Origin of the sequence: Pseudomonas viridiflava (assembly GCF_900602065.1) — a bacterium.
Lineage (GTDB): Bacteria > Pseudomonadota > Gammaproteobacteria > Pseudomonadales > Pseudomonadaceae > Aquipseudomonas.
Genome location: NZ_UWFN01000095.1, coordinates 422,901 through 448,799, shown reverse-complemented (window position 1 = coordinate 448,799; position 25,899 = coordinate 422,901). Strand labels below are relative to the sequence as shown.

Below are 25,899 nucleotides of genomic sequence, written 5' to 3'. Positions count from 1 at the left end.
ACACCCAGACCGTACTCAAAACCCAGAGCAGTCCGGGCGGCGCAGGTTTTAACGAACTGCGCATCGAAGACCGCAAAGGTGCCGAGTCCATTTCCATCCGCGCCCAACGCGACTGGTCCGAGCATGTGCTCAACGATCAGTCGATTCAGGTGGATAACCAGCGCAAGGTTAACGTCACCGGGCTGTCCAGCCATGAGTTGCATGGCGAAGAACACCATCTCACTCATGGGGCACGCAAAACCCAGGTGCTGGCTGATGACTCGTTGACGGTAGTCGGTAATCAGCACATCAAAGCGTCCAATCATCTGGTCAGCGCAGCCACACAGGTGCATCTGCATTCAAACCTGGATGTGGTGATCAATGCCGGACTTGGCGCAACGATCAAGGCAGGTGGTCACTGGATAAGTATCAGTTCGGCGGGGATTTTCAGCAGCGTGCCTATTCAGCTCGGCGGCGTTCCAGTGCCGGGAATGCCTGCAGCTCCTGGCTTACCTGCGGCGTTGATACCCCAAGTGGCATTGCCCGCGAATCCATCCTTGATTCCAGATGTACAACTCAAGGCTATCGAAGGCGGTACTTCGTTCTGCCAGGCGTGTGCTAACGCCAGGAAGGAATTGTCATGAACGACGAGCGCTCTGTGCAATCCAGGCTGCCTGACGATTTCCATTGGGACCAGACGGTCGGGCTTCTGCTTGATGCCATTCAGGTCAAAAACCTGCTTAAACGCCTGTATCAGTGGAACCCAGCACCTAAGGTGAGCGTGCTTTATCACGGGACCCGGTGGGCTGAAATCAGTCGGCTTTCACCGTGTCTGGTGCGCGTGCATGATGCTGATGACCCCGTTCTTCTGCAGTTTCTGGCCAACACTCAGGCGTTGTGGGGGTATCTGTTGATCAGCGATGGTTCATGGGATGAACTGTTGGCGCACATGCGCTGGCTGACCTGTTTCAAGCCCCCTCAAGGCGAAGACATGTATTTGCGCATCTCTGACCCTGCAGTAGCGCGTGCGTTATTTGCAGCAGAGCGTGATCCGGACCTTTTTGGCCCCTGCCAACAGGTTGTCGTCAGCAACGCGCCCCGAAATGGGTGGACACAAATCAAGCGTCCCGGCGACAAGTACATCCCGCAGTACGACAAACCATTTATGGTAAGCGACGCGCAATGGATGGCGCTTAAAGGCGTGGCTTTTGACAAGTCCATGGGCGCGCTCTACCAGCACATGCAGCGCTTTTTTCCCGACTATTGCGCAGAGCTCACGCCTGAGCTGCGTTTGGAACATATTCATCGGCTTGCTCGCTCCGCCATCGATAAGGGTTTCGAAACCGAACAGGAAATCTGGTTGTACGCCAATGTCTTCGGATTTCTGGGCGATGACGTTCTGGAACAGCATCCGGATATCGCTCAGTTACTTACAGTCCGTTCGCAGATGAGCTCGCTGGAGCGTGTTGATCGTGCAGCGACGATTGCGGCAAAGGTAGCTGAAGCTGGCAACTTGTAGAAGCTCGCGAAAGTTGTGAGTCCAGCTCCTGCAGTGTGGGGTTGTAGGAGCCGTCGGAGTTTACGACGGCCGCGATGGCGTTGTGTCAGATAGAACGCAATAGCTGTCTCGCTGTGCTTTTGAGCACCTACATGGGCTTCGTCTGCTGTACCTCAGTAAACCGCGCTGCAATGTGTTGATCGGGCTTTTGCCTGTGCAGCGTTTTGACCGCTTGGGTCATGCGTTTTAACTTTTCACTGGGCTTGGCCCATTGCTCCTCTGGCAGTGGCTCAGACCAGCTTTGCATCGCTTGCGGAATGACGGCGCGGCCGATGCTTTTGATGCGGCGGATCTCCCACTCGGTGAGGTAGTTTGGCAACGTCCACAAAGTCAGCACGTGGTACGTGTACCACCAGAACGGATAGAAAAAGCCAACCTCGCGATTCTTGCGCCGACGGCGCATGCGCGCTCTTGCGTTGTAAAACGTGTGCAGACCTTCGTGGGGCGGATCGCCGGGGTTTTGCAGGTCCAGCGGGTCCTGAATTTCCTTCAGGGTGTGAACCTCATATTCCATGTACGCTCGAATCGCCTCCCAGTTGCACACCGCCAGATCAAACCCGGCACAGAAAAACTCCAGGCTGTAATGCTCGTCGTGGGGCGGATGATAGAAGCCGACGCCCATGGCATAGCGGATGTCCATGCCGTATTGCGTGACTGATTGTGCCTGAACGACCCAGGCGGATAGCGATTCCCAGGGGACGAAGATGGGCTCTGTGTGGCCTTCAGGGACAAAGCAGACTTCTCGGCGTTGGCGGTTGAAGCGGGTGGGGATGACTTCGTGGTATTTGTCGAGGTGGTGGAAGGTGATAGCGAGGTAGAGGGTGAGGGTAGCAGCGGCGGCCCAGCTCCCGACTTTAAAGCCATAAGGCATCACCTGCATTGCGAACTCTGTTGCGAGCTCCACGCCTTCGCCGTCGATTACTGTCAGTAACCAAGCAAGTGCAGGTCCGACAAGGCCGAAAAACCATATGGCCCAGAAGGGACCCCCCAATGTCATTTGCCAGCCGAACACTGCGGGTAGCCCAACTCCGAAGTCCAGGTAGGTTTTATTAACGTCACCTACGGCATGGCCGTAATCCTGGGCGGGCAATTCGGTGGGCAATGGTAGAGGGGCCAGATACACGACTTGACCGGTTGGAAATGTTTCAACCATTCCGGCATGAGGCGCGTTATGGATCGGAGACGGTAAACTCACTATATCCCCTGCTGTATTTCGCTAAAACGCGCGGCGATATTCATAGCAGGCCTGCGCGCGTGCAGAGCTTTGACGGCCTTGCTCTGGCGCTGTAGCTCTTCACTGGGCTTGGCCCATTGTTCCTCTGGCAGTGGCTCTGACCAGCTTTTCATCGCCTCCGGAATGACGGCTCGACCAATACTTTTGATACGGCGGATTTCCCATTCGGTGAGGTAGTTGGGCAAAGTCCACAAGGTCAGCACGTGGTAGGTGTACCACCAGAACGGATAGAAAACCCCAACCTCGCGATGCTTGCGCCGCCGACGCATGCGCTCCCTTGCGTTGTAGAACGTATGCAGACCTTCATGAGGCGGATCACCAGGGTTTTGCAGGTCCAGCGGGTCCTGGATTTCCTTCAGGGTGTGGACCTCATATTCCATGTAAGCGCGAATCGCCTCCCAGTTGCACACCGCCAGATCAAACCCGGCACAGAAAAACTCCAGGCTGTAATGCTCATCGTGGGGCGGATGATAAAACCCGATGCCCATGGCGTAGCGGATATCCATGCCGTACTGCGTGACTGACTGTGCCTGAACGACCCATGCTGATAGCGATTCCCACGGGACGAAGATGGGTTCTGTTTGGCCTCTGGGTACGAAGCAGACTTCTCGGCGTTGGCGGTTGAAGCGGGTGGGAACGACTTCGTGGTATTTGTTGAGGTGGTTGAAGGTGATGAAGAGGTAGAGGGTGAATGCGGCAGCTGCCGCCCATGAACCTACTTGAAAACCGTATGGCATGTAGTCCAAGGCAAGCTTTGTGGCCATGTCTGCGCCATTACCTTCTGCGATGGTCATCAGCCAGACGAGTGCCGATGCGAACAAGCCAAAAAACCAGATGGCCCAAAACGGTGTTCCTAAACCCATCTGCCAAGCGAACACTGCGGGTAGCCCGACGCCGAAGTCCAGATACGTATCGTTCACTTCACCGACCGCGTGTCCGTAATCCTGAGCAGGTAGTTCAGTGGGCAGTGGTAATGGGGCGAGGTATACGATCTGCCCTGTGGGGAAGGTTTCTCGCATGCCCGCGTGAGGTGCGTGATGAATCTCCGGCGGTGCTTCAGGGGCTATTTTCGCCATCTCAGTTTTTTCCCGACGGCATGGTCGCGGGGTAGATACCGAAGTGAGGGCACTCATCTCCCTGATGCTCAATGTCGACAGAGGGAAAGTCGCCGTTCTCACCGGTAAGTTGAAAACGCACGTCATACGGATGGCCTTCGTACAGGCCTTCCTGTGTCCGATAGCCCAGTAGTATTGACAGCATGAAGTCGCAGCGTCCTGGAGTGGGAGAGGTGAGCAGTCCACTAATATCTGTCAGCCGCAGAATCAACGGTGTTTCTTGATAAAGCTGAAAGCTTTCTTGCAGTCTCTCCTTTAAAGGTGTCCATCGTTCGGGGCTGTAGTCGCGTCCGTGTTGGGCCCGAACAATCTGATAGCCGCCAATTTTGAGCAAGGCTCCGCTGGCGTAGCTGCCGATAGGTAGGGCTAGATCATCGGCGGACAGCTTTGGAAAGTGCAGTAGAAAGAGCCTGGGTTTAGGGTTGCTCGGATCATCATCCGACGGAACAATCTGCATGCGCGGGGCCTGAATATGGCCATGAAGTTCTTTTAGGTACTTGCCTAGAGGAAGTGAGCGACGTCGTTCAGCATCCTGGCTCCAGGGTGTACTGAGCAACCAGCGATCATGGCGGCTGAGGTTGTTGCGGTTGTAGAACCAACTGCCGGACAGTTCTAATGCCGTAAATAAGATCCCGGCTACGTTGAAGCGGAAAAATACAGTGGAGAGGCGTGTGCCTGCCAGAGCCCATGCGGCGGTTCGGGCTGAGGAGCCAGCTTCAGTGGCGAGTACATGCCTGAAGGCTTGAGTGGACTGAGCGAAGCCATAGCTGTTGCTAGCGAGAAAACCACTGTTGCCGAGCATACTGATCGCGGCGCCGGTTTGGGCATCGCTATTGCCATTGCGTACGGCGTCTGACCAATTTTTGTGGGAGCTATACAAGCTCATTGCGGCGGCCACCGTTCCAGATGTATACCCAACCATCCCAAGCCCGATATGCAATTTCCCCATCTGGACATGCACGCCCAACAGTTCAGCTTTCTGCAGATTTTTCGCTAGTACTGTTGCGTGAGCACTGAGAGCCGTGTCTGCAATACCTTGTGCTGCGCCAAAGCCTGCGGCGACGGTGGCTGCAAGCGAACTTACAAATGGCGCCCAGCTTTTAGCGTCTTCTGGTTGCAGGTTCATTTCATGTTTCACCTGCACAAAATTCACCATCTGCGCTACAAACACCAACAACCCGGCCCCATCCCCCAGCAATCCGGCCTTCGGCGCAACCGTCACCCCGCGCCGATAGTTATCCAGCACGGTTTTAACTTCCTGATGCTGCTGCGCCGGAAACACCAACGCCAATCCCGGTTTACCCGATGACGCGGCCTGAAGATGCGCCGTATCTGAAGGCAGGTCGGCCAGTGGGCTCATGGCCTTGGCCAGTTGCTCCTCCAGTTTATTCAACCGTTGCTGTGTGGCTTGCCGGGAGATTTTGAGGTTCTCGGCTGCGGTGCTGGTGTGCCAGAGAGGATGTCTGGCTCGGGATTCTTGTGCTTCGTTGTTCAGATAACGCAGGTATTTACGCTCTTTTTGTACCGCTTTAACGGTCTCGCCCAATACCTTCAGATCTTCGGCACTGGCGATCTGGAAGGCGACGTTCTCTCGTCGTGCTGCGTTGAGGATGGTGACGCCCGTAGCCTTGGGCAGGCTGCGAAACAGGGCCTCCATGTCGGGCAACTGGCCTTTGTCCATCTGTTGCAAAAATACCTGCAAGGCCTGTTGGATGCCCATATGCAGCGCCGGAGCGAGGGTGCCCCAGGCGGCTGCGATGTTGACTTGGGTGCTGGCCGATAGCCGCTCGGTATTGAGCAAAACCCCAGCGCCCCATTGCTGCAGACGTTCGAGCGAGCCAGGGGTATCCTTGATCAGAAGCCAGCCAGCGTTGACGAAGTAGGCAAACTGCACGCCCAGTTCGGTTTGCGCGCTCAGGGGGGCGGCGTAGAACATCGGGCGGGTCATGGCCGGGTTGGTATTGAGCCAGGTGAGGACATTGTCGAGCGCGTAGTCGCTGCGGCAGATGTCTTTCAGGCAGGCGTATTCGGTGATTGCCGCGTGGTCGACCTGGTCGCTGTCCTCGACGTCGTAGTACCAGATGGCGCGATGCAGGCGGTTTTTGATCAACAATTCAACGCGGTCGTGGGTGATCTTTTCCAGTAACTCATTCAGAGGTTGCAGGATGGCGCGTTGCTTCTTGAGGAAGGCATCCATGGCCGGACGGTCAATCAGCTCATTAATGCCCCGCTGGCCAAATTTAGCGCCGTACAGCAGGTCCTTGGTGGGTTTGTCCATCTGGCGATACAGCCGCCACAGCGGTTGGCGATGTCGGGCAATAAATGCCGGGCTGGTCTTGGGAAAGCGCTGCTCAAGGTAATACTGCTGAAGGGTGCGTATCCGATCCGCCTCCCCGGCATACAGGTTCCGTGGATCGTTGCTGGGCGGTATCTGTTTGAGCCTGGCTTGCAGCTCGGCGGGCAACGCTGGGTCATCGACGCTGGGCGCAGGATGCTGACTGTTATCTTCGCTCATCACTTCCCGCAAAGTTTCGCGGGTATCACTGCGCTCCGGCTCGGCAAGTTGCTCAATATCATCGAGCATGGCGGCAAATGCGGGATCAGTCTCGGCCCGCTTGCCGAGGTCAGCCTCGCTGATCTGAGTGAGAGATTCGATGTAACAACCCAGCAGGTAGTCGCGCTCGACCTGACCTTCCTCGGTTCCGCTGTTCGCCCAGGTCTCGATTTGGCCGACCACCTGATCCTGATAATGCGCCAGATCACGCATGACCCCGACGTCATCGCGGACCGCCAGGAACAGAAAGTCACGTTTGTGAGCTGTGGTGATCTGGCTCGTGAATTCTTCAATGATGGTCTGGCGATACAACGGTGTGTGTTCCCAGGCGTAGGGAATCTTCGTCGAGGTATCGTCCGGTTTATCTGCCCAACTGCCGCTGCTTTCCGCCAGCCACACAGCCATTTTTCGGTCGTCGATCAGGTCCCGGGCATCGCCGCGCTGAATACTTTCAAAGCTGACTCGCAGCATGAAGTACTCACGCTCGGCGGCAACCTTCATCACCTGTGCGCATTTGAAGGCTGTCCACTGGACCTCGGAAAAGGCGACGTGCAGCACGCTCCTGCGAGAGAACGCCAGTGCAGGATCCGCTTCGACGACGTCGGCGCGCCGGTCGCCAGTGACTTGATCACCCTTGAACAGCAGCGCAGTCGCTGAGCCATCCGCTATCTGGTACTCATGCAGCAGGCCGGTAGCGCTGTCGATGATGTACAGATAGCCATTTCGCAGCAGACGAAAGCCCAAGGGCAAGGCCTGCAATTTGTACGGCATGGTGATTTCGATGGACGGGTCGAGGTCTTCCACCAGCCCGTATCGCACCGGCAGCAGTTGCAGGGTCTGACTCATCAATGGACAAAATCCGCCCGCATCAGGTGCTTCGGCGGGTCTGGCTTTGGCAACCAGATTGGCCATATGGCCACGCGGCGTACTATGAGGGGCGGTCATGCAGGCTCCTTGCCTTGGGCTGGCGAGTAGAGGCCAGGATCCAGATGGCGGAGCACTAATCTCAAGCCCGACCCTGAGCGAGGGCGGGAGAGTGGCTGATGCGCGGCGGGCCCTCAATGCCCGGAAAGCACTTTGGGAAAAGCCCTACGCAGTATGTCGTAGATTCATACCCCCGCTAACCAACCTGCGGCTTGCGCCAGATTTACTCACAGCCAAGCAAATCCGCGTGTCATTACGCTATAATCCCGCCCTTTAGCTGTTCCTCGCCCCGCTGCGAGGGCACATATTTTTCTCAGGCGTTTGCCGCCTGCATGCAGACTAAAGAGGCTAGACCCCAGTGGCATTGACGATTCTTGGCCTGTCCGGCGCCCTTAGCCATGATCCTTCCGCGGCGCTGTACATAGACGGCAAGCTGGTGGCAGCGGCTGAAGAAGAGCGCTTCGTTCGCGATAAACATGCAAAGAACCGCATGCCCTACGAGTCGGCGAAGTTCTGTCTTGAGCAGGCTGGCATCAAGCCATCGGACGTCGATGTAGTGGCGATTCCTTTCGCGCCGATCAGCTTGTTCGGTAAGGCACGCTGGCACTACGCCAAGCGTTACTGGTATGCCCCGGATCGTGCGCTAGACGCGTTGCTGATGGGTAACCGTCGCTATAAGCGTTATCGCAACAAGATCGTCTGGTGCCTTGAGCAACTGGGCTTTGACCCGAAGAAGATCAAGATCGAGCCGGTTGAGCACCACTTGGCTCACGCCTCCAGCGCCTACCATTGCTCCGGTTTCAAAGAGAAAACCGCGATCCTGGGTATCGATGGCAAAGGTGAGTACGCGACCACCTTCTTTGGCTACGGCGAAAACGGCAAGATCCACAAGATCAAGGAGTTCTTCGATCCGGACTCCCTGGGCGGTCTGTATGGCGCGATCACTGAATTCCTCGGCTTCGAGATGCTCGACGGCGAGTTCAAAGTGATGGGCATGGCACCGTACGGCGATGCCAGCAAATACGATTTCTCGCGTCTGGCGACCTTCGAAAACGGCGAGCTGGTGATCAACACCGAGCTGGCCAACGTCATCGGCCTGCGCCGCTATAAAGAGAAGGGCAAAGGTTTCTACTTCTCGCCAAAACTGATCGAGTGGCTGGGTCCGAAGCGCGAAGGCGACATCGCCGACGAGCCTTACATCCACTATGCCGCAAGCATGCAAGCGCTGTTCGAGAAGTTGGCGCTGCAGATGATGGATCACTACCTAGGTGACATCCTCAAGGAAACCGGCAAGATTGCTTTCGCTGGCGGCTGTGCGCTGAACGTCAAGTTGAACCAGAAAATCATTGCTCGTCCTGAAGTCAAAGAGCTGTTCGTGCAGCCGGCTTCGGGTGATGCGGGCACTGCGGTCGGTGCTGCGGCTTATGTTTCCCACGCTCGTGGTGTGCCGGTCGAGAAGATGGAACACGTCTACCTCGGCCCGTCTTACACCAACGAAGATGTGATCGCGGCCTGTGCACGTCACCCGAGCAAACCGGTCTGGCGTCAGATCGAAAACACCCCGGAGCGCATCGCGCAGATCATGGTCGCAGGCAATCCTGTAGCATGGTTCCAGGGGCGTATGGAGTTTGGTCCTCGTGCATTGGGTGGCCGTTCGATCATCGGTTGCCCGAGCGTGGCTGGCGTGGCCGATCGCATTAACCATCAGATCAAGTTCCGCGAGCGCTGGAGGCCTTTCTGCCCGTCGATGCTCGATACCGTAGCGCCACAAATGATCAAGATTGATCACCCGGCGCCGTTCATGACCTTCACCTTCGAAGTGGCTGAAGAGTGGAAGACCCGCGTGCCTGAGGTTGTCCATGAAGATGGCACCTCGCGCGCTCAGGTCCTTAAACGTGAATACAACCCGCGCTATTACGACATGATGAAAGCGCTGGAAAACCTGACCGGTAACGGCGTGTCGCTGAACACGTCGCTGAACCGTCGCGGCGAGCCGATGATCTGCTCGCCTACCGATGCCCTGAACATGTTCTTTGGCTCGGACCTCGAATACCTGATCATGGAAGATATTCTGGTGGTCAAAGACGGCGTGGAAGCCTATGACACGCTCGGCTGAGCGCCATGTGCTGCAGTTTTGTCACGGTTATGATGGCCCGTTTCTAGACTGTGCCCGGCAATACGCGAGTCTGTTCGTTGGCAAGGGATACCGGGTGACTACGGTATTCCTGACCGGCGCGGCTGATGCTGATGTTGCTGCCGGTTGTGCGTCCGATGAAGTGTTGTTCATGGAGTACCGCTCTGCGGCGATCCGGGGCCTGAAGCTGCGCGCTATTCGTGATTTGCGTGAGATCGTTGCTTCACGCAATTTCAGCTTCTGCATCGCGCACCGCTTCAAGCCGGTATACATCGCGCTGCTGGCTACTCGTTTGCCGGTCATTGGTGTGCACCATGCATTCGCTGACTATCGACGTCGCGGCCGCAAACTCTTTGCACACCTGTTCCGCAGGCGTTTGAGTTTGCTCGGCGTGTCCAACGCCGTGCGTGACGACATGCAAAAAAGTCTGCCTGCATGGCCGACCGGTCGTATTCAGACGCTCTACAACCGTGTAGATATCGAACACTTGCAAGCCAGCCAGCTTAGCGCCGAACAAGCTCGTAATGAGCTGGGTCTGTCGTCATCTGCCTGGATAGTCGGCAACGTTGGAAGGCTGCATCCGGACAAGGATCAAGCCAGTCTGCTGCGTGGCTTTGCGAAAGCGCTGCCAAGCCTGCCATCAAACAGCCAACTGGTGATTCTTGGCAAAGGCCCGCTCGAACAGCAGCTCAAGGCTTTGGCGCTGGAGCTGGGCATTGGTTCTCAGGTGCTTTTCCTGGGGCAAGTGCCTCAGGCAAGCCTCTATTACAAAGCCTTTGATGTGTTCGCCCTGAGCTCCGATCACGAACCGTTCGGGATGGTGCTGCTTGAAGCGATGGTGGCAGGTGTGCCTTTGTTGGCGACATCCTGTGGCGGGGCGAAGGAAGTGGTCGAGGGCGTGGGCGTGTTGTTCCCGCTTGGCGATACTGAACGTCTTGCCCACGGGCTGATTCATTTATCGGCGCTCGATGCCGACCAGCGTCGCGAGTGCGCTGAACTGATGCTGCTGCGTCTGCGCGAACGCTTTTCCGATCAGGCGGTGCGTGAAGTGTTCTGGCGTTTACCGCAGGTCACCAGCCTGGTTGCGGAGTCCTGATGTTTAATCGATTTCAGGGCTGGCGCGAGCGTGGCTGGACGCTGATCGATGCGGCTGCTTATCAGCTGGCATGGCACCGTTATGGCGGTAGCGTGGCGACTCATCCTGTGGTGGTCGAGCGTCTGGCGGGTCTGGCGCAAATCCCGGTGCGTTACCTCGGCTGGGAAAAAGACGGTGAGATAAAGGCGGCGATCCCTACATGGGGTCGGTCGCTTGCATTGTCCAAAGACGTGCTGAAAAGCCATGGTAAGAAAGGTCTTTTTGATCTCGGTAATGCAGAGTTGATATTGCCGATTGCCGCCGATGTGCAGGTACCGGTTCGTCACCGCGGGCGCTATTTTTCTGCCCTCAATAAAGGGCGCATCAGCACCCTCAAGCCTCAGGCCGAATCGTTGGCCATGGCCCGCACACCAGAAGAACTGTCGAAGAAGTTCCGCTACAACCAGCGTCGTGAGCTGCGGCTGCTGGAGGAAGCTGGCGGCGTTGTGCGTCCAGTAACCGATTTCAGCAGTGCCGAGCTGGCCCGTATGTACTGCGACCTGTTTCAGCGCCGTTGGGGTTTCCCGGCTACCGGTGCCGAACGCATGGCCGAGGTCATTGAACTGTTGCGCGACCTGTTGATTGGTTCGGTGGTTTTTCTCAATGATTCGCCGATTGCCATCCAACTGGTTTATCGGGTTGAGGCACCAGAGTGGATCAGCGTCGAGTACATCAACGGTGGGGTTGACCCCGAAACCCGTGAGTTCAGTCCTGGCAGCGTGCTGAGTTTCCTGAACACGCAGAGCGCTTGGGAAGATGCTCGCAATCTGGGCAAGCCGCTGCGTTTTTCATTCGGTCGCTCAGACCGGGAGTACAAGGATCGTTGGTGTAACCCCGTGCCGGTATTCCAGATTTGAGCCGCAAGCAGGCTTTACTCAAGCGCCATCGCCGTAACAAGCGCCTGGCGCTGTTGGTCGGGCTGCTTTTATTGATTGTCGTCGGTGTGCTGGTTGCCTGGTGGCTGCCGCTGCTGTTGGCTGTCATCGGCTGGATCGCCCACGAAGCCTGGTTTGCCGATCATCTGTTCTATTCGCCGAAGGACGATTATCGCTACGACTTTCCGGCAGAGGCGGAGGTAAAGGGGGTCAGTCTTCAGGCTCAGATATTGCACCTGCAAACGCCTCTTGAACTGGTCGGGGATGAGACCCTTGTTCTGGGCGTTGATGTTCAGAGTTCCTGGCTGGGGCGTTTTTTTGATCCTTGCGTTGAGCTGACTGGAACAGATGTCGCGGACAGTCAGGCCTTCGAGCGGGGCGTTGGCGGTATGCGCTACCTCAATCTGACCGGCCTTGGGCGGGCGCTGGCCGAGGGTTCGTTGCGCTTGCGCGGTCGCTTCTGCACCCTGCGCGGTGAGCCTAGGCTTTGGGTGTTCCGGCAGACAGATGCCCGCCAGCAAAGGGTCATGGTCATCGCGCCTCACGCCGATGACGCAGAGCTGGCTGCTTTCGGTTTGTACAGCCAGGCCGCCGACACGTGGATTGTCACGCTGACTGCGGGCGAAATCGAAGCGGGGCATTACCGGCAAATGGGTATGGATCAGGCCCAGGCTGCGCGTATCAAGGGGCGGCTGAGAGCCTGGGACAGTATCGCCGTGCCGCGGTGGGGCGGAGTGCCTGAAACTCAGTGTGTTCAGCTGGGTTATTTCTGTCTGCAGTTGCCAGCCATGCAGGCAGCACCGGACCAGCCCGTTGCTTCACGTGAAGCGGAGCTTGCCGATACGCGGATGTTTCGTCAGTTCAACAGCATGACGCTGCCCGGCGATGTCGACGGCGCGCCGACCTGGCACAACCTGCTGGCAGATTTGCGGGCGCTGCTTTTGCAGGCGCGACCACAGGTATTGGTGATGCCTCACCCGGCCATCGACCCTCATCCTGATCATATTTGCGCTCAGGCTGCGGTACTTGAAGCACTGGAAGGACTGGAGTGGCAGCCTGAAGTGATCCTGGGGTACGCCAATCATTTGCACGACAATGACCGCTGGCCCATGGGGAATGCTTATAATGGTGTCGGTTTGCCGCCATTGTTTGATGCCTCATTGCAGATGATCCCCTACAGCCTTGAACTGTCGGTTGAGCAGCAACGCGATAAAGCCATGGCGCTGGGCATGATGCATGATCTGCAGCCGCCAATGCCGCTCAAGCGGCGTGTGCGCCGCTGGTTGCAAAAAGTGCTGGCCGGGCGGCGCTGGCCCGCCGAGGGCGAAAACGAATTTTTCAGAAAGGCCGTTCGCCGACATGAGCTGTTCTGGCGCAGAGATATCTGATCAGTAGCCTGCGGTACTGCAAGGAAAAAAATGAAAGTTTTACTTTTGGTTCAGAAAGAACAACGAGCCATTCTGGATCGCCTCTATGAGGGCATTGCCGCCAATTGCGAATGTGATGTGCGCTGGCTGACTTCCGCGGAACAACGCAATCTGCGCAGTTATTTCCGCCGCGAGGTGGACGTTACTCAATACGATCGCATTGTGTTCTTCCTGCGCTTCAAGCATGAAATCCGCCAGGTCGGTTTCATTCGCACCATCCCCAATCTGGTGATCCTCGAACACGATGCCTACCAGAACTACATCACCTGCAAGTACACCGGAAAGTTCAGCGCCCACTACCGCAAACTGCCGTGGGTGCGGGTTATGTGCTCCGGCTTCAATGTCAGTGAGCGGCTGCGCGAAGAAGGTTTTGATGCAGTGTTTGTCCCGAAAGGCTACGACCAGAGCCTGCTCCAGTGGCGTGATCGCGAGCGGGATATCGAGTTGGCGTTTGTCGGCAGCACCAACAGTGTGGCTTACAGTGGTCGCAAGGCGTTACTGGACGAATTGGGCCGTGTTGAAAAGCTGGTCGTGACCCGTACCAAGTCAGGTGAGGAGTATTGCGAAACCCTCAACCGGATTCGCTTTTTCGTCAGTGCCGACGTGGGCATGGGCGAATACATGATCAAGAACTTCGAGGCCATGGCCTGTGGGTGCGTGTTGCTCGCCTACGACCAAGGCGCTGAAGAGAATCGCGCGCTGGGTTTTGTCGACATGCACAACATCGTGTTTTACAGCGACATCCCACAGCTTCAGGAAAAGCTGCGACGACTAAGGGACAACCCGGAGTTGGCAGATGAAATTTCGCGTAATGGGCAGACTTTGGTTGAACAACGCTTTACATTCCACGCCCTAGGGAAGGCCATTGTTGAAGAAATGCGTCCGCCACTGCGTGCCATGCCTGCCATGAGCTGGGTGGATCGTTTGAAGTCCCGGTTGGGGTTTTGATCGCCTTTTTCAAATTTCAATGATTGAGTACACATGATGGTGTTAAGCGAAAGTAGCGATATCACACTGGTGGTCACCAGCTGTGGGCGGTTTGATTTGTTAAAACGCACGCTTGAGACATTCGACCGCTTCAATACCGCGCCAATACGCAGTGTTCTGATTACCGAAGACTCGGGCGACGCTCAGGTTGAAGACTGCATCCCAGAACACTGGCGACCATTTACTCGCTTCATTATCAACAATCCGAAGCTTGGCCAGATGCGTTCGGTCGATGCGGCTTATGAGCTGATCGAGACGTCCTGGGTGTTCCACTGTGAAGACGACTGGGACTTTTATCGTCCGGGCTTCATCGAAGAGTCGATGACGCTGCTGGAGCACGACCCGCAGGCTTTGCAGGTATGGCTACGCAGCTTCAATCACGATCTTCAGGTTCACAGCCCTTACGTTTATCTCAATGAGCGTGAAGTGTTTCAGAACATCCCTTTCTACAAGCTTGGCTCGCACAAGCCCGAGTGGCAGGGGTTTTCTTTCAACCCTGGACTGCGCCGCCTGGTTGACTACAAGCTGCATGCGCCCTATGCCTCTCATGGCGGCGAGAAAAAACTGTCGGGTCTCTATGCCGCAGAAAATCGCTACGCATTGATTCTGGAGAACGATGCGGTGCTGCATACCGGTTTTGGAAATCACGTAGAGATTCCACAAGAGCGTGTAGACAAGCAGCGGCGCAAGCGTCGTGATCGCATTAAATTATTGGGGACACTGGTCCTCGGTCTGGTCATAGGTTGGGTCTTAAGTAATGTCGTCTGAGAAGTTCGGTATAAATCCTAAAACGGCAGCCTATTTCAGTGGTGCGCTGGTCCTTTTCCTATTGAGCTTCATACTTGGGGATTCCTCCAAGTTCACCAACAACCTGTTCTATGCCCTGATCGCTCTTCCCGGCTTGATCTTTCTGATTGTTAATCGTGGTGCCAGCCTGTTTTCGGATCGGCTTGGCTGGCTTTGGCTGGCGTTCATGTTGTGTTTTCTGGTGCCTGCTTTTTATGCAGGAGATTTCCAGTTCTATAAGCACATCGCGTACGTCTCGTTGTTTGTTTTTGTTCTGGCCGGGTTGGTCAATGTTGATTTTTTCAGTAGTGGCGTCTTTGTTCGTAGCCAGTTCTGGGTTGTTTTCCTGTACATCCTGCTGTCGGGAGTCTACGGGTGGGTCACCGGAAAGTTCGAGTTTGGCCATCGGGTAGACATCCTTCCCTCACGTCTGGACAACGTCATCTATGCCAGTATCTGGCTGTTCTGTGCGTTGGGGCTGGCACTGCCTGTCCTGAAGAAAGAAAGGCGTTGGGTGGAGTCTGCTGCCGCAGTTGTCTTATCGCTCTTTATAGTGTCTTTTGTCGTCCAGACCCGCACAGCCTTGGTAGGCGCGGTTTTTCTGGGGGGGCTCTGGGCGTTAAATGCGATGCGCCATCATAAGAAGCAGGGTGCAATTGCCGTGGTCGGCCTTGCGCTGCTGGCTTTGCTGGTCATGTGGCTGGTAAAGGACGAGGAGTGGGTAACCCTGCTGTTCAAAAGAGGCGACTCTCATCGTATCGAACTGTTGCAGATCATGGTCGGAGAATGGCGCAATTGTGGATGGCTGATGGGTTGCGGGGTTGATTTTCATACCACCCAAACACTCACCGGCGGCATGCCTATTCAGCATCCTCACAATATCTTTGTCGCGATGGGGCTCTATACCGGTACTGTCTCGCTAGTACTGTTCGTCGCCGTCATGGTCCATACCCTCTGGCATGCGTGGCGCATGCGTAGTGCATGGGGTGTCTATTTGGCGAGCGCGTTGGTCATGCTCAACTTCGACGGTAGCAAGTTGGTCGGCAACCCTGACGAACTTTGGGTGCTGGTGTTGTTCCCTGCGGTAATGATCTACGCCGGTGTCGTGCGCGAGCGCAGGCTTGAACGGCAGTAAACCAAACAGAAATGGCCCTTCGAGGGCCATTTTTTTCATCTGATGAACTGTAGGGAGCGCTTAGCTTATCGCCAGGCTCAGTTCGTTTGCAGCGCAGAGTGTCTGTGCCCCCAGATATCCGTTAATAAACGCCTGATTGTTTTGCCCCAGCAGCCACTCGCGATCTTCGGTATAGCGCAGCATATGTTTGAAGTTGCGCAGCCGAAGACTTTTGCGCAGTGGCCCGCGGAAGGTTTTCATGTCGGCTATGTCGATCAGGCCCAACGTGCCCTCCGGGGTAAGTATCACGTTCCCCAGATGCGCTGAGCGGAAGTAAATTCCTTTCTCGTGCAGCTCGGCGATGAAGCGTCCCAGTTGCGCGCGCAGTTTGTCATCGCTCTCGGGAGCGTGCATGACCTGGCGCAGCGTCAGGCCTGCCAGCGGCGTGTAATGCACAGCATCGCGCTGGATCTGTGCAACTCTGACGACGCTCAGCACTGTGGGGCAGGGGATTGCTCGTGCTGCGAGGGTGATGCAATTGTCAGCAAAACGTCGTGCATACGGGTACCAGGCTGCCGAGCTGATCAGCCGCTTGCGGCGAAACAGCTTCAGCATTGATCCATCGGTCAATCGCAGGACTTTATCACCTGAATGATCTGCTTCGAGGACTTCCGCCCCCGCGACCAAGGCAAGGTAATGTGCATGATCAAGCGCTTGCATCGATACTCCGGTTTCTGTGCCCTAGGGCTTGGACAGCCGCCTATGTTACCGCAGCAAGCCGTAGCAAAATGCGCTTGTGATACAATTCGGCCTCTTTTTATGCATGACGGATTCTCATGACATCCTCCGAATCGTCCAGCCAATCAAGCATGAAGATTTACTTCCGCTTGTTGTCCTATGTGCGTCCATATGTAGGGATATTCCTGCTCAGTATCATCGGCTTTGTCATGTTTGCGTCGACCCAGCCTATGCTGGCGGGCATTCTGAAGTACTTCGTCGATGGGCTCAGTAATCCTGAGGCGGTATTGTTCCCCCATGTTCCGTATCTGCGCGATCTGCAACTGCTTCAGGCAGTGCCGCTGATTATCGTGCTGATCGCAGCCTGGCAAGGTCTGGGGTCCTTCCTGGGTAACTACTTTCTGGCGAAAGTCTCGCTGGGTCTGGTCCATGACTTGCGCGTCGAACTGTTCAACAAGCTGTTGATATTACCTAATCGTTATTTCGATACCCATAATTCGGGGCATCTGATCTCACGCATCACGTTCAATGTAACGATGGTGACAGGTGCGGCCACTGACGCAATCAAAGTGGTGATTCGCGAAGGTCTTACTGTGGTGTTTCTGTTCATCTATCTGCTATGGATGAACTGGCAGCTGACGCTGGTCATGTTGGCGATTTTGCCGGTGATTGCCGTGATGGTAGGCAGCGCCAGCAAGAAATTCCGCAAGCAAAGCAAAAAGATTCAGGTGGCAATGGGTGATGTAACCCACGTCGCGTCCGAAACTATTCAGGGGTATCGCGTCGTCCGCAGCTTCGGTGGCGAACATTACGAAGAAACCCGTTTTGCCGATGCCAGTAACGACAACACCAAAAAGCAATTGCGCATGACCAAAACCGGCGCGATCTATACGCCGATGCTGCAGTTGGTGATCTACACGGCGATGGCTGTGCTGATGTTCCTCGTACTTTATCTGCGTGGCGATTCCACTGCCGGTGATCTGGTCGCGTACATCACGGCGGCCGGTTTGCTGCCCAAGCCTATCCGTCAGCTATCTGAAGTCAGCTCAACCATTCAAAAGGGTGTGGCTGGCGCGGAAAGCATATTCGAACAGCTTGATGTCGAGCCGGAAGCCGACAATGGCACGATTGAACGTGATCGGGTCAGCGGGCATCTGGAAGTCAAAAACCTCAGCTTCACGTACCCGGGTACGGAGCGGCAGGTGCTGGACGACATCAGTTTCTCGGTGGCGCCGGGCCAGATGGTTGCTCTTGTAGGGCGCTCGGGAAGTGGCAAGTCGACGCTTGCCAGTCTGTTGCCGCGTTTCTACCAGCACAGCAATGGGCAGATCCTGCTTGATGGCGTGGAAATCAGCGACTACCGGTTGCGTAACCTGCGTCGCCATATTGCTCAGGTTACCCAGAGCGTGACGCTGTTCAACGATACCGTCGCGAACAACATCGCTTATGGCGATTTGAGTGGCGCACCGCGTGCCGATATCGAAACGGCGGCTGCCGATGCCTACGCCAAAGAGTTTATCGAGCAGCTTCCGCAAGGTCTGGATACTCAGGTCGGCGAAAACGGTGTGCTGCTTTCCGGTGGCCAACGTCAGCGCTTGGCGATTGCCCGTGCTTTGCTCAAGAACGCACCGGTTCTTATCCTTGATGAAGCCACTTCGGCGCTGGATACCGAGTCTGAGCGCCACATTCAGGCTGCACTGGATCACGCCATGAAGGGGCGTACGACGCTGGTGATTGCCCACCGTTTGTCGACCATTGAAAAAGCTGATCAGATTCTGGTGATGGATGCCGGGCGCATCGTTGAGCGTGGTACACATGCGCAACTGTTGGCGCAAAATGGCTATTACGCACGTCTGCACGCGATGGGGCTCGATGAGCCTGCGCCGGTTGGCGCGATCTGACCAAGTCAGGCTGTGTGGGAGCGAATTGACTCCCACACAGCCTGCACAGATAACCGCGTTCGCAATTCTCAATGTTGCGCAATCCCAAGCCTGCGCTAACCCTGTGCTAAGATTCCGCCCCTGTTCATTCTAGTTACGGGTTGTTCGATGAAGTTGTCCATGCCGCGTTTCGATCAAGCTCCAGTCTTGGTAGTGGGCGATGTCATGCTCGACCGCTATTGGCATGGCGGCACCTCGAGGATTTCGCCAGAGGCGCCCGTGCCAGTGGTCAAGGTGGAACAGATTGAGGACCGCCCGGGCGGAGCCGCCAACGTTGCCTTGAACATCGCTGCACTGGGTGCGCCTGCGTCGCTTGTGGGGGTTACCGGTGAAGACGAGGCTGCCGAAAGCCTGTCCAACAGTCTCAAGGCTGCTGGTGTTCTGGCACGCTTCCAGCGTATTGCCAGTCAACCGACTATCGTCAAACTGCGTGTGATGAGCCGCCACCAGCAATTGCTGCGTATCGACTTCGAAGAGCCGTTTGCTACTGACGCTGAAGCCCTGAGTGCCGAAGTGGAAGGGTTGCTGGACGGTATCAAGGTGTTGGTGCTGTCTGATTACGGCAAGGGCGCGCTGAAAAACCATCAGGCGCTGATCAAGGTTGCCCGTGAGCGCAATATCCCGGTGCTTGCCGACCCCAAAGGTAAAGACTTCGCGATTTATCGTGGTGCCAGTCTCATCACCCCGAATCTCAGCGAGTTTGAAGCAATTGTCGGTCACTGCGTCGATGAGGCCGAGTTGGTTGCCAAGGGCGCACAATTAATGGCCGAACTGGATCTGGGAGCCTTGCTGGTGACACGCGGTGAACACGGCATGACCCTGTTGCGTCCGGAACACCCGCCGTTGCATCTGCCCGCCCGAGCCCGTGAAGTGTTCGATGTCACTGGCGCTGGCGACACTGTTATTTCTACCCTGGCGGCCGCCATTGCTGCCGGTGAAGACCTGCCCCACGCGGTGGCGCTGGCTAACCTGGCTGCTGGCATTGTGGTCGGCAAGCTGGGTACCGCTGCCATCAGCGCTCCGGAGTTGCGTCGCGCTATCCAGCGTGAAGAAGGCTCGGAGCGCGGCGTGCTGGGCCTGGAACAACTGCTGCTGGCCATTGATGACGCCCGTGCGCACAACGAGAAGATCGTTTTCACCAACGGCTGTTTCGATATCCTGCATGCAGGGCACGTAACCTATCTGGAACAGGCACGCGCTCAAGGTGATCGCCTGATCGTAGCGGTCAATGATGATGCGTCAGTCAGCCGTCTTAAAGGCCCTGGCCGTCCGATCAACAGTGTTGACCGACGCATGGCTGTGCTTGCCGGGCTGGGCGCAGTGGATTGGGTGATCAGCTTCCCTGAAGGCACACCGGAAAACCTTCTCGGTTACGTTAAACCGGATGTACTGGTCAAAGGCGGGGATTACGGCATTGACCAAGTGGTCGGCGCGGACATCGTTCAGGCCTACGGCGGTGAAGTACGGGTGCTGGGGCTGGTGGAAAACAGCTCTACTACTGCGATTGTCGAGAAAATCCGCGGGCAGTAACTTTGTAGGATCGAGCTTGCTCGCGATTCGGTTTCTGGGTCGACGAATTTATCGCCTGACCTGGCGCCATCGCGAGCACGCTCACTCCTACAGGTCTAGTGGCTTATCCGCGACTTTGCGGCACCACTGAGGCTCAACTCTTGAACGTCACCAGCTTCAACAACTGTCGGGCCTTGCCGGTCAGGCGTTTTAGCCCGGTTTTCTTCGGTGGTGGCGTCATTCCTTGCTGGCGTAGCCAGTCCTTCCAGCGAATTCGTTCGTCGCGCACCACCCAGCCTTCCTGCGCTGCAAAGCTTTCCGCCAGATACAGGCCGCGGGTTCCCGCAGGCGTCAGCTTGTCGCGCTTCAAGGTATAAAGCTCGGGCAGTGGCACACCGTTCTCGAGCGGCATCAGGTAAAGGTCAGGTTTGCTGCGGTTCAGCCGTGCAACCAGTTGGTCTTTTTCCAGGCTTTCATCCACATGGAAAAGGCTGAGTGGCCTGGCCTCCCGAGGGACTTCCAGGCGCATGTCATAAATGAGCTGCAGCGATGCGGTGGGAAGGTGTACATAAGCCCGGGGTCGTTCGATCAGGGTCATGCTCCCGCAACGTACCGGCCGCGCAGCACCCGACAACGGGCTGAGGCGAAACGGCATCGCTTCGCGGTAATGCAAAGCTGCTGCGTAAGGCGCTGGCAGCCAGATGTCATTGAAGCGTCCGCTCAACCAGCCCTGAGGCGTTTCAATGAGGCATTCCTCGGCAACCTCCTGGATGGCCGTATGCAACGGCAGGTTCAGCTCATGCGCCGGGACGTAACCCGAGATCAGCTTGAGCACCACATCACCACGATCCTGACGGCGTTGTCGAACCAGCACCCAGTAATCACGATTTTGCCAGTTCAGCGTCAGCCTTACTGAAACCCCAAGATTGGCAAGCTCGGTAGAGAAGCGCTCGGTATCGGCCACCTCTATCTTGCGGCGGCGCTGCAGGGTTTGTGAGAAGTTCAGCGGCATCCCGATGCTCTGGTAATTCAGGCCTTCGGGAGTGGCTTCAACGAATAACGGCAGGGTTTTGAAGTTGCTGGGATTCTTCCGAATCAAGGTTCGCGGCATATCGGCTCCTTCTTGCGTTGGGGTCGGCCGCCTACATCAGGCTGGACGGCGAATCACGGCAGCGGCAGTCGCTACGTTATGAGCCAGATGTAGCGGATTGATGGTCCCGACAATAGCACTGGCAACGCCCGGATGGGCAAACAGCATTTCAAAACTGGCTTGAACCGAGTCAACGCCAGGGCTCAGGCAGACGTGACCGCTGGCCAGCGCCTTCTTGACCAGAATGCCTTTGCCGTGAGCAGCAGCGTAGTCGAGCACAGGTTTTTCGCCCTGCTCGGTGAGGTTGTAGGTCACCATGGCACAATCGCCGTCACGTAATGCCAGCAGGCCTCCCTCGACCGTCTTGCCGGAAAAACCAAAGCCGCGGATCTTGCCTTCGCGTTTGAGGTCAGCCAGCGTCTGGTAAACATCACTGTCGTTGAGAATGGCCAGATCATTACCGTCTGAATGAACCAGCACCAGATCAATAAAATCGGTTTCCAGGCGTTTCAGGCTGCGCTCCACTGACATTCGAGTGTGGTCTGCACTGAAGTCATGGCTCGACTGACCGCTCTCGAATTCTTCTCCGACCTTGCTGACGATCACCCAGTCCTGACGCTGGCCACGCAACAACGGCCCCAGGCGTTCTTCGCTGGTGCCGTAAGCGGGCGCGGTGTCGATCAGGTTGATGCCCATGTCGCGAGCCATCCGCAGCAGCATCTGTGCCTGCACGTCGTCCGGAATCGTAAAGCCGTTAGGGTATTTAACACCCTGATCCCGACCCAGCTTGACGGTGCCAAGGCCCAGCGGCGATACGTTGATGCCGGTGCTGCCCAGTGGGCGGTGGAGCTCGTGAAGGGTTTTTACGCTCATGGCAGTAGTTGGTCCCATACAGGTATGGCCAGCGGTGGCTTGGGCAGATCTGTCAGCAATGGCTGTGGAGTCGGATGGATTTCCTCGTAGGACAGCGCCGCCAGCACCCGGTCAGAAAAGTCCGGCGCCAAAGCCAGCTTTGTCGGCCAGCCGACCATCAGGCGGTTCTGCACGCTGAGGAACGCATTGTCGGGGCGTACCAGTCCGGATTGCGCCGGCTCTGCCCGATCAACCCGCAAGGTGGCCCACTCGACCTGACTGAGATCAACCCACGGCAACAAAGTGCCCAGTTCTTTTTTCACCGCCGCAATTTGCTGTGCCGGATCCCGGGCGACGCCATCGGCCTCTGCTACATCGCCGCCCACGTACCATACCCATTGACCATTGGCGGCCGGATGAGTCGTGACGGTCAGGCGCGGCTTGGGTCCTCCGCCCAGGCAGTGAGCATACAGCGGCTTCAGGCTCGGACCTTTGGCAAGCACCATGTGCAGCGGTCGACGTTGCATCGCTGGCTGTGCTACACCGAGCTTTTTCAGCAGGTCAGCATTGCCCGCGCCGGCGCACAGCACTACGCGCTGGGCGAAAATATCCAGGCCATCTACCTGCATGCCCACCAGTTCGTCGCCATCCATCAGCGGTTCCAGGTGGGTGCCTGCCAGCAAGCTACCATTGGCCAGTTCAGCCAGACGCTCAATCAGGCTCGGGACATCAATGACCAACTCGGCCAGACGGTAGACTTTGCCTTTGAATTTCGGGTCTTGCAGGGCTGGCGGCAAGTCAGTGCCTTTGACTTGATCAACGCGACCGCGTACGGCTTTGCTGGCAAAAAAACTGGTGAGGTTGCCCGCCAGGGTGCCTGGCGACCACAGGTAATGAGCCTGGGAAAGTACACGTACGCCGCTCAGGTCCAGTTCTCCGGTGCCGGCCAACGCTTCACGCCAGCGGCGCGGCATATCGGCAATCGCTTCCGATGCACCCGACAAGGCGCCATGCAGCGCGTATTTGGCGCCACCGTGAATAATGCCTTGCGACTTGAGACTTTGCCCGCCGCCCAGGCTGGCGTTCTCGACGAGTACGGTCGAGAACCCTTGGCCACGCAGTCGGGCGTTGAGCCAGAGACCAGCAACGCCGGCACCGACGATCAGGACGTCAGTGGAAATAACGGAAGGCATGAGCACCTCTGTGGCCGGAAGAATGCGGCCATTATAGAGGAACGCGTTTTCAATGCCCGGCGGTTTTCGAAAACAACTGAATCACCACGACGCCCAGCACAATCAACCCCATGCCGAGCATGGCCGGAATGTCGAGTTTTTGGCCGTAGATGAAGAACGCGGCAACGCTGACCATGACAATCCCCATGCCTGCCCAGACTGCATAAGCGACGCCCACCGGAATCGTGCGCACTACCAGAATCAGCATCCAGAAAGCGATAGCGTAGCCGCAGATCACCAGCATCAGCGGGATTGGTGTGCTCAAGCCTTTCACGGCTTTCATGGAAATGGTGCCGATGACTTCGGCACAAATGGCGATGGCCAGCAGGTAATAAGCAGGCATGACGGTAACTCCTCTTCGTATGCTGCGCATTTTAGACCGTGGTGAGATGGGGTATAGTCATTACCTATCTTCATTAGAGATAGGTTGGCGGGCGATGCAGTGGAACCTCGAACAAATGCGTTTGTTTGTCAGCGTGGCCGAGCAGCGCTCGTTCTCTGCCGTCGCCCGGGATATGCATCGGGCGCAGTCTGCGGTCAGCAGCGCCATTGCCATGCTGGAGGCTGATCTGGGTGTCAGCCTGTTTGAACGCAGCAGCGGTCGCCAGCCCCGCTTGACCGAGGCGGGTACAGCGCTGCTTGAAGAGGCGCGAGAACTGCTACGCCAATGCGAGCGTATCGACGGCCGCGCCTTGGCATTGATGCGTGGTCAGGAGGCGCAATTGCGTGTGGCACATGATGAGGCCATGCCTTATCAGCCCGTACTCGACAGCCTGGAGGCGTTGGCAGATCGCTTCCCCACGCTTGAAGTCCAGTTAGCCAGCGGTGCGCAGGGCGATGTTGCGCGCAAGTTGCTTGAGCGTCGCGCAGATCTGGGCCTCCTGTTTCATCATGAACAGATGCCTGCCGCGCTTGAGCGAAGAGGGCTTGGCAGTGTGGAAATGGTCACGGTTTGCGCGGTGGGCCACCCATTGGCGAACGAGACGCGCGTTACCCGGCAACAACTTGCGCGCCATCGACAGTTACTGATTGCTCCGCAACAGAGTGGTTATCCCGGTGGTGAACAGCTGAGCCCGCACGTATGGCGGGCCGACAGTTTCTATGTGATGGCTGAATTGCTCATGCGTGGCCTGGGCTGGGCATGGCTGCCTCGGCATGTGGTGCAATATCCAACCTATCAGAGCCAGATGACCGAGCTGGTCAGCGAATGGACACCGCCACCTCTAGTGGTGGAGATGGTCTGGCGTCGCGACGAACCTCTGGGGCCAGCTGCGCAGTGGTTGTCCGAAAGTTTTGCCCGGCATTTGCGGGCCATTGGCTGATAAACTCCGCGCCCATGAATAGAACCTTATATACCTTGCTGTTTCATCTCGGCCTGCCACTCGTGGCCGTTCGGCTATGGCTTCGAGCGCGCAAGGCGCCTGCCTATCGACAGCGGATCGGCGAGCGCTTTGCCATCGGCCTTCCTGCGATGCAGAAGGGCGGTATCTGGGTGCATGCGGTATCGGTGGGGGAAAGCATTGCCGCTGCGCCGATGATTCGTGCGCTGCTGGCACGTTATCCACAGTTGCCGATTACTGTTACGTGCATGACGCCGACCGGTTCGGAGCGGATCAAGGCGATGTTTGCCAACGAGCCACGCGTTCAGCATTGCTACCTGCCTTACGACTTGCCGTGGGCAGCCGGTCGTTTTCTGAATCACATTCAGCCTGTGCTTGGCGTGATCATGGAAACCGAGTTGTGGCCTAACCATATTCATCAGTGCAGCAAACGTGGCATTCCCGTGGCCCTGGCCAATGCCAGGCTGTCGGAGCGCTCGGCGAGAGGTTACGCACGGTTTGCCGGGTTGACCCGGCCGATGCTCGAAGAAATGAGTTTGTTCGCGGTGCAGACCGAAGCCGAGGCTCAGCGCTTTCTTGGGTTGGGGGCGCGCCAGGAATGCGTGGCCGTTACCGGCTCGATCAAATTCGACCTGACGATTGATCCGCAACTGCTGAGCAGCGCCGCACAGCTACGCGAGCAATGGCAGGCGACCGAACGCCCCGTCTGGATCGCGGCCAGCACACATGCTGGAGAGGATGAGGTTGTGTTGGCGGCTCATCGGCAGTTGCTTGTCAGCCATCCCGACGCATTGCTGGTGTTGGTGCCTCGCCACCCGGAGCGCTTTAACAGCGTGCATGATCTCGCCGTGCAACAAGGTTTCGCGACAGTGCGGCGCTCAACCGCACAACCCGTTACCGCTGAAACCGCCGTGTTGGTGGGCGACACCATGGGCGAGCTGCTGTTTCTCTATGCGTTGGCTGACATCGCTTTCGTCGGTGGCAGTCTGGTGCCTAACGGCGGACACAATCTGCTGGAGCCTGCTGCGCTGGCCAAGCCTGTTTTGAGCGGCCCGCACCTGTTCAACTTCCTGGAAATCGCCACGATGTTGCGCAATGCCAACGCATTGATCGAAAGCAGCGACGCGGCAAGTCTTTCGGCTGCCGTGCAGCGACTGTTCGACCAGCCGCAAAAGGCGCGCGAGATGGCACAAGCAGGGTTGGCGGTGATGAAGGCTAATCAAGGCGCATTACAGCGATTGCTGGATGGGCTTGGCCAGCTAGTTAAATAAAGGTCTGTTTGCGATGCACTTTTCCGTGGGGTCAGCTTTTAGCCTGGAAGGTGCGGTACATTCACAGCATCTTTATCGTCAGGAATACTGTCTTCCCGGCTATTG

The 25,899-nt window shown here is 56.9% G+C and carries 21 protein-coding genes; 13 read left to right on the top strand and 8 right to left on the bottom strand.

Annotation, left to right across the window (positions count from 1 at the left end; genetic code table 11):
* Positions 1–623, top strand: a 623-nt coding sequence (locus tag EE949_RS04640) for a bacteriophage T4 gp5 trimerisation domain-containing protein (protein WP_430735940.1), incomplete at its 5' end; no start/stop codon positions are given.
* Complete coding sequence (locus tag EE949_RS04635; protein ID WP_122663193.1) at positions 620–1,498, top strand: DUF4123 domain-containing protein; 879 nt, start codon at positions 620–622, stop codon at positions 1,496–1,498. The genes EE949_RS04640 and EE949_RS04635, both read left to right, overlap by 4 nt.
* Before the next feature lie 127 nt (positions 1,499–1,625).
* Here EE949_RS04635 and EE949_RS04630 read toward each other — a convergent pair whose 3' ends face one another.
* From EE949_RS04630 to EE949_RS04620, 3 genes are all read right to left on the bottom strand, one after another.
* Entirely contained in the window at positions 1,626–2,660 is a 1,035-nt protein-coding gene (locus tag EE949_RS04630) for a hypothetical protein (RefSeq protein ID WP_241152843.1), read from the bottom strand.
* Between the two features lie 71 nt (positions 2,661–2,731).
* Positions 2,732–3,847: a hypothetical protein gene (locus EE949_RS04625; protein WP_122663191.1), complete on the bottom strand. Its 1,116-nt coding sequence runs from the start codon at positions 3,845–3,847 to the stop codon at positions 2,732–2,734.
* A 1-nt stretch (position 3,848) separates the two neighbouring features.
* Positions 3,849–7,385 (bottom strand): toxin VasX, encoded by a 3,537-nt coding sequence (locus EE949_RS04620; RefSeq protein WP_122663190.1) that lies wholly within the window; start codon positions 7,383–7,385, stop codon positions 3,849–3,851.
* Between the two features lie 337 nt (positions 7,386–7,722).
* Between EE949_RS04620 and EE949_RS04615 the strand changes: the two genes are divergently transcribed.
* Genes EE949_RS04615 through EE949_RS04585 form a run of 7 tightly spaced genes read left to right on the top strand, consistent with a single transcriptional unit; the run spans position 7,723 to position 15,843 of the window.
* Positions 7,723–9,480: a carbamoyltransferase family protein gene (locus tag EE949_RS04615; RefSeq protein ID WP_122663189.1), complete on the top strand. Its 1,758-nt coding sequence runs from the start codon at positions 7,723–7,725 to the stop codon at positions 9,478–9,480.
* Positions 9,464–10,594, top strand: coding sequence for a glycosyltransferase (locus EE949_RS04610; protein WP_122663188.1), 1,131 nt, complete (start codon positions 9,464–9,466; stop codon positions 10,592–10,594). The genes EE949_RS04615 and EE949_RS04610 overlap by 17 nt, the downstream gene beginning before the upstream one ends.
* Entirely contained in the window at positions 10,594–11,490 is an 897-nt protein-coding gene (locus tag EE949_RS04605) for an antimicrobial resistance protein Mig-14 (RefSeq protein WP_122663187.1), read from the top strand. The genes EE949_RS04610 and EE949_RS04605 overlap by 1 nt, the downstream gene beginning before the upstream one ends.
* Positions 11,487–12,896: a PIG-L deacetylase family protein gene (locus tag EE949_RS04600; RefSeq protein ID WP_122663186.1), complete on the top strand. Its 1,410-nt coding sequence runs from the start codon at positions 11,487–11,489 to the stop codon at positions 12,894–12,896. Before EE949_RS04605 ends, EE949_RS04600 begins: the two co-directional genes overlap by 4 nt.
* Before the next feature lie 30 nt (positions 12,897–12,926).
* A complete protein-coding gene (locus EE949_RS04595; protein WP_122663185.1) occupies positions 12,927–13,883 on the top strand; it encodes a glycosyltransferase family protein in 957 nt (318 codons plus the stop codon).
* Positions 13,884–13,916: 33 nt separating this feature from the next.
* The gene (locus EE949_RS04590) at positions 13,917–14,690 is read left to right on the top strand and encodes a glycosyltransferase family 2 protein (protein ID WP_122663184.1); all 774 of its coding nucleotides are present in this window, start codon (positions 13,917–13,919) and stop codon (positions 14,688–14,690) included.
* Positions 14,680–15,843 (top strand): O-antigen ligase domain-containing protein, encoded by a 1,164-nt coding sequence (locus EE949_RS04585; protein WP_122663183.1) that lies wholly within the window; start codon positions 14,680–14,682, stop codon positions 15,841–15,843. Before EE949_RS04590 ends, EE949_RS04585 begins: the two co-directional genes overlap by 11 nt.
* 60 nt (positions 15,844–15,903) lie before the next feature.
* Here EE949_RS04585 and EE949_RS04580 read toward each other — a convergent pair whose 3' ends face one another.
* Positions 15,904–16,542, bottom strand: a complete 639-nt coding sequence (locus tag EE949_RS04580; protein ID WP_122663182.1) for a phosphotransferase — start codon at positions 16,540–16,542, stop codon at positions 15,904–15,906.
* A 116-nt stretch (positions 16,543–16,658) separates the two neighbouring features.
* On the opposite strand from EE949_RS04580, the gene msbA reads away from it, so the two are divergent.
* Together msbA and hldE are read left to right on the top strand one after the other, a co-directional pair.
* A complete protein-coding gene (msbA, locus tag EE949_RS04575; protein WP_122663181.1) occupies positions 16,659–18,461 on the top strand; it encodes a lipid A export permease/ATP-binding protein MsbA in 1,803 nt (600 codons plus the stop codon).
* A 147-nt stretch (positions 18,462–18,608) separates the two neighbouring features.
* A complete protein-coding gene (gene hldE, locus EE949_RS04570; RefSeq protein WP_122663180.1) occupies positions 18,609–20,030 on the top strand; it encodes a bifunctional D-glycero-beta-D-manno-heptose-7-phosphate kinase/D-glycero-beta-D-manno-heptose 1-phosphate adenylyltransferase HldE in 1,422 nt (473 codons plus the stop codon).
* A gap of 133 nt (positions 20,031–20,163) precedes the next feature.
* Here the strand turns inward: hldE and EE949_RS04565 are convergent, their stop codons facing one another.
* Genes EE949_RS04565 through EE949_RS04550 form a run of 4 tightly spaced genes read right to left on the bottom strand, consistent with a single transcriptional unit; the run spans position 20,164 to position 23,526 of the window.
* Positions 20,164–21,120 (bottom strand): metal ABC transporter ATPase, encoded by a 957-nt coding sequence (locus EE949_RS04565; protein ID WP_122663179.1) that lies wholly within the window; start codon positions 21,118–21,120, stop codon positions 20,164–20,166.
* Between the two features lie 36 nt (positions 21,121–21,156).
* Complete coding sequence (locus EE949_RS04560) at positions 21,157–21,972, bottom strand: aldo/keto reductase (RefSeq protein WP_122663178.1); 816 nt, start codon at positions 21,970–21,972, stop codon at positions 21,157–21,159.
* Positions 21,969–23,144 (bottom strand): NAD(P)/FAD-dependent oxidoreductase, encoded by a 1,176-nt coding sequence (locus EE949_RS04555; protein WP_122663177.1) that lies wholly within the window; start codon positions 23,142–23,144, stop codon positions 21,969–21,971. The genes EE949_RS04560 and EE949_RS04555 overlap by 4 nt, the downstream gene beginning before the upstream one ends.
* 49 nt (positions 23,145–23,193) lie before the next feature.
* A complete protein-coding gene (locus EE949_RS04550) occupies positions 23,194–23,526 on the bottom strand; it encodes a DMT family transporter (protein ID WP_122663176.1) in 333 nt (110 codons plus the stop codon).
* A 94-nt stretch (positions 23,527–23,620) separates the two neighbouring features.
* Between EE949_RS04550 and EE949_RS04545 the strand changes: the two genes are divergently transcribed.
* Together EE949_RS04545 and waaA are read left to right on the top strand one after the other, a co-directional pair.
* Positions 23,621–24,505 carry a LysR family transcriptional regulator gene (locus EE949_RS04545; RefSeq protein WP_122663175.1) on the top strand — a complete coding sequence of 295 codons (885 nt, stop codon included), beginning with the start codon at positions 23,621–23,623 and terminating at the stop codon, positions 24,503–24,505.
* A gap of 14 nt (positions 24,506–24,519) precedes the next feature.
* Positions 24,520–25,794 (top strand): lipid IV(A) 3-deoxy-D-manno-octulosonic acid transferase, encoded by a 1,275-nt coding sequence (waaA, locus tag EE949_RS04540; protein WP_122663174.1) that lies wholly within the window; start codon positions 24,520–24,522, stop codon positions 25,792–25,794.
* The last annotated feature ends 105 nt before the right edge of the window (positions 25,795–25,899 follow it).

Excerpts from the sequence above, each read along its gene's own strand:
- EE949_RS04635 (WP_122663193.1), top strand. The coding sequence starts at position 620 with ATGAACGACGAGCGCTCTGTGCAATCCAGGCTGCCTGACGATTTCCAT.
- EE949_RS04625 (WP_122663191.1), bottom strand. The coding sequence starts at position 3,847 with ATGGCGAAAATAGCCCCTGAAGCACCGCCGGAGATTCATCACGCACCT.
- EE949_RS04620 (WP_122663190.1), bottom strand. The coding sequence starts at position 7,385 with ATGACCGCCCCTCATAGTACGCCGCGTGGCCATATGGCCAATCTGGTT.
- EE949_RS04610 (WP_122663188.1), top strand. The coding sequence starts at position 9,464 with ATGACACGCTCGGCTGAGCGCCATGTGCTGCAGTTTTGTCACGGTTAT.
- EE949_RS04605 (WP_122663187.1), top strand. The coding sequence starts at position 10,594 with ATGTTTAATCGATTTCAGGGCTGGCGCGAGCGTGGCTGGACGCTGATC.
- EE949_RS04595 (WP_122663185.1), top strand. The coding sequence starts at position 12,927 with ATGAAAGTTTTACTTTTGGTTCAGAAAGAACAACGAGCCATTCTGGAT.
- EE949_RS04590 (WP_122663184.1), top strand. The coding sequence starts at position 13,917 with ATGATGGTGTTAAGCGAAAGTAGCGATATCACACTGGTGGTCACCAGC.
- EE949_RS04585 (WP_122663183.1), top strand. The coding sequence starts at position 14,680 with ATGTCGTCTGAGAAGTTCGGTATAAATCCTAAAACGGCAGCCTATTTC.
- EE949_RS04580 (WP_122663182.1), bottom strand. The coding sequence starts at position 16,542 with ATGCAAGCGCTTGATCATGCACATTACCTTGCCTTGGTCGCGGGGGCG.
- msbA (WP_122663181.1), top strand. The coding sequence starts at position 16,659 with ATGACATCCTCCGAATCGTCCAGCCAATCAAGCATGAAGATTTACTTC.
- hldE (WP_122663180.1), top strand. The coding sequence starts at position 18,609 with ATGAAGTTGTCCATGCCGCGTTTCGATCAAGCTCCAGTCTTGGTAGTG.
- EE949_RS04565 (WP_122663179.1), bottom strand. The coding sequence starts at position 21,120 with ATGCCGCGAACCTTGATTCGGAAGAATCCCAGCAACTTCAAAACCCTG.
- EE949_RS04560 (WP_122663178.1), bottom strand. The coding sequence starts at position 21,972 with ATGAGCGTAAAAACCCTTCACGAGCTCCACCGCCCACTGGGCAGCACC.
- EE949_RS04555 (WP_122663177.1), bottom strand. The coding sequence starts at position 23,144 with ATGCCTTCCGTTATTTCCACTGACGTCCTGATCGTCGGTGCCGGCGTT.
- EE949_RS04550 (WP_122663176.1), bottom strand. The coding sequence starts at position 23,526 with ATGCCTGCTTATTACCTGCTGGCCATCGCCATTTGTGCCGAAGTCATC.
- EE949_RS04545 (WP_122663175.1), top strand. The coding sequence starts at position 23,621 with ATGCAGTGGAACCTCGAACAAATGCGTTTGTTTGTCAGCGTGGCCGAG.
- waaA (WP_122663174.1), top strand. The coding sequence starts at position 24,520 with ATGAATAGAACCTTATATACCTTGCTGTTTCATCTCGGCCTGCCACTC.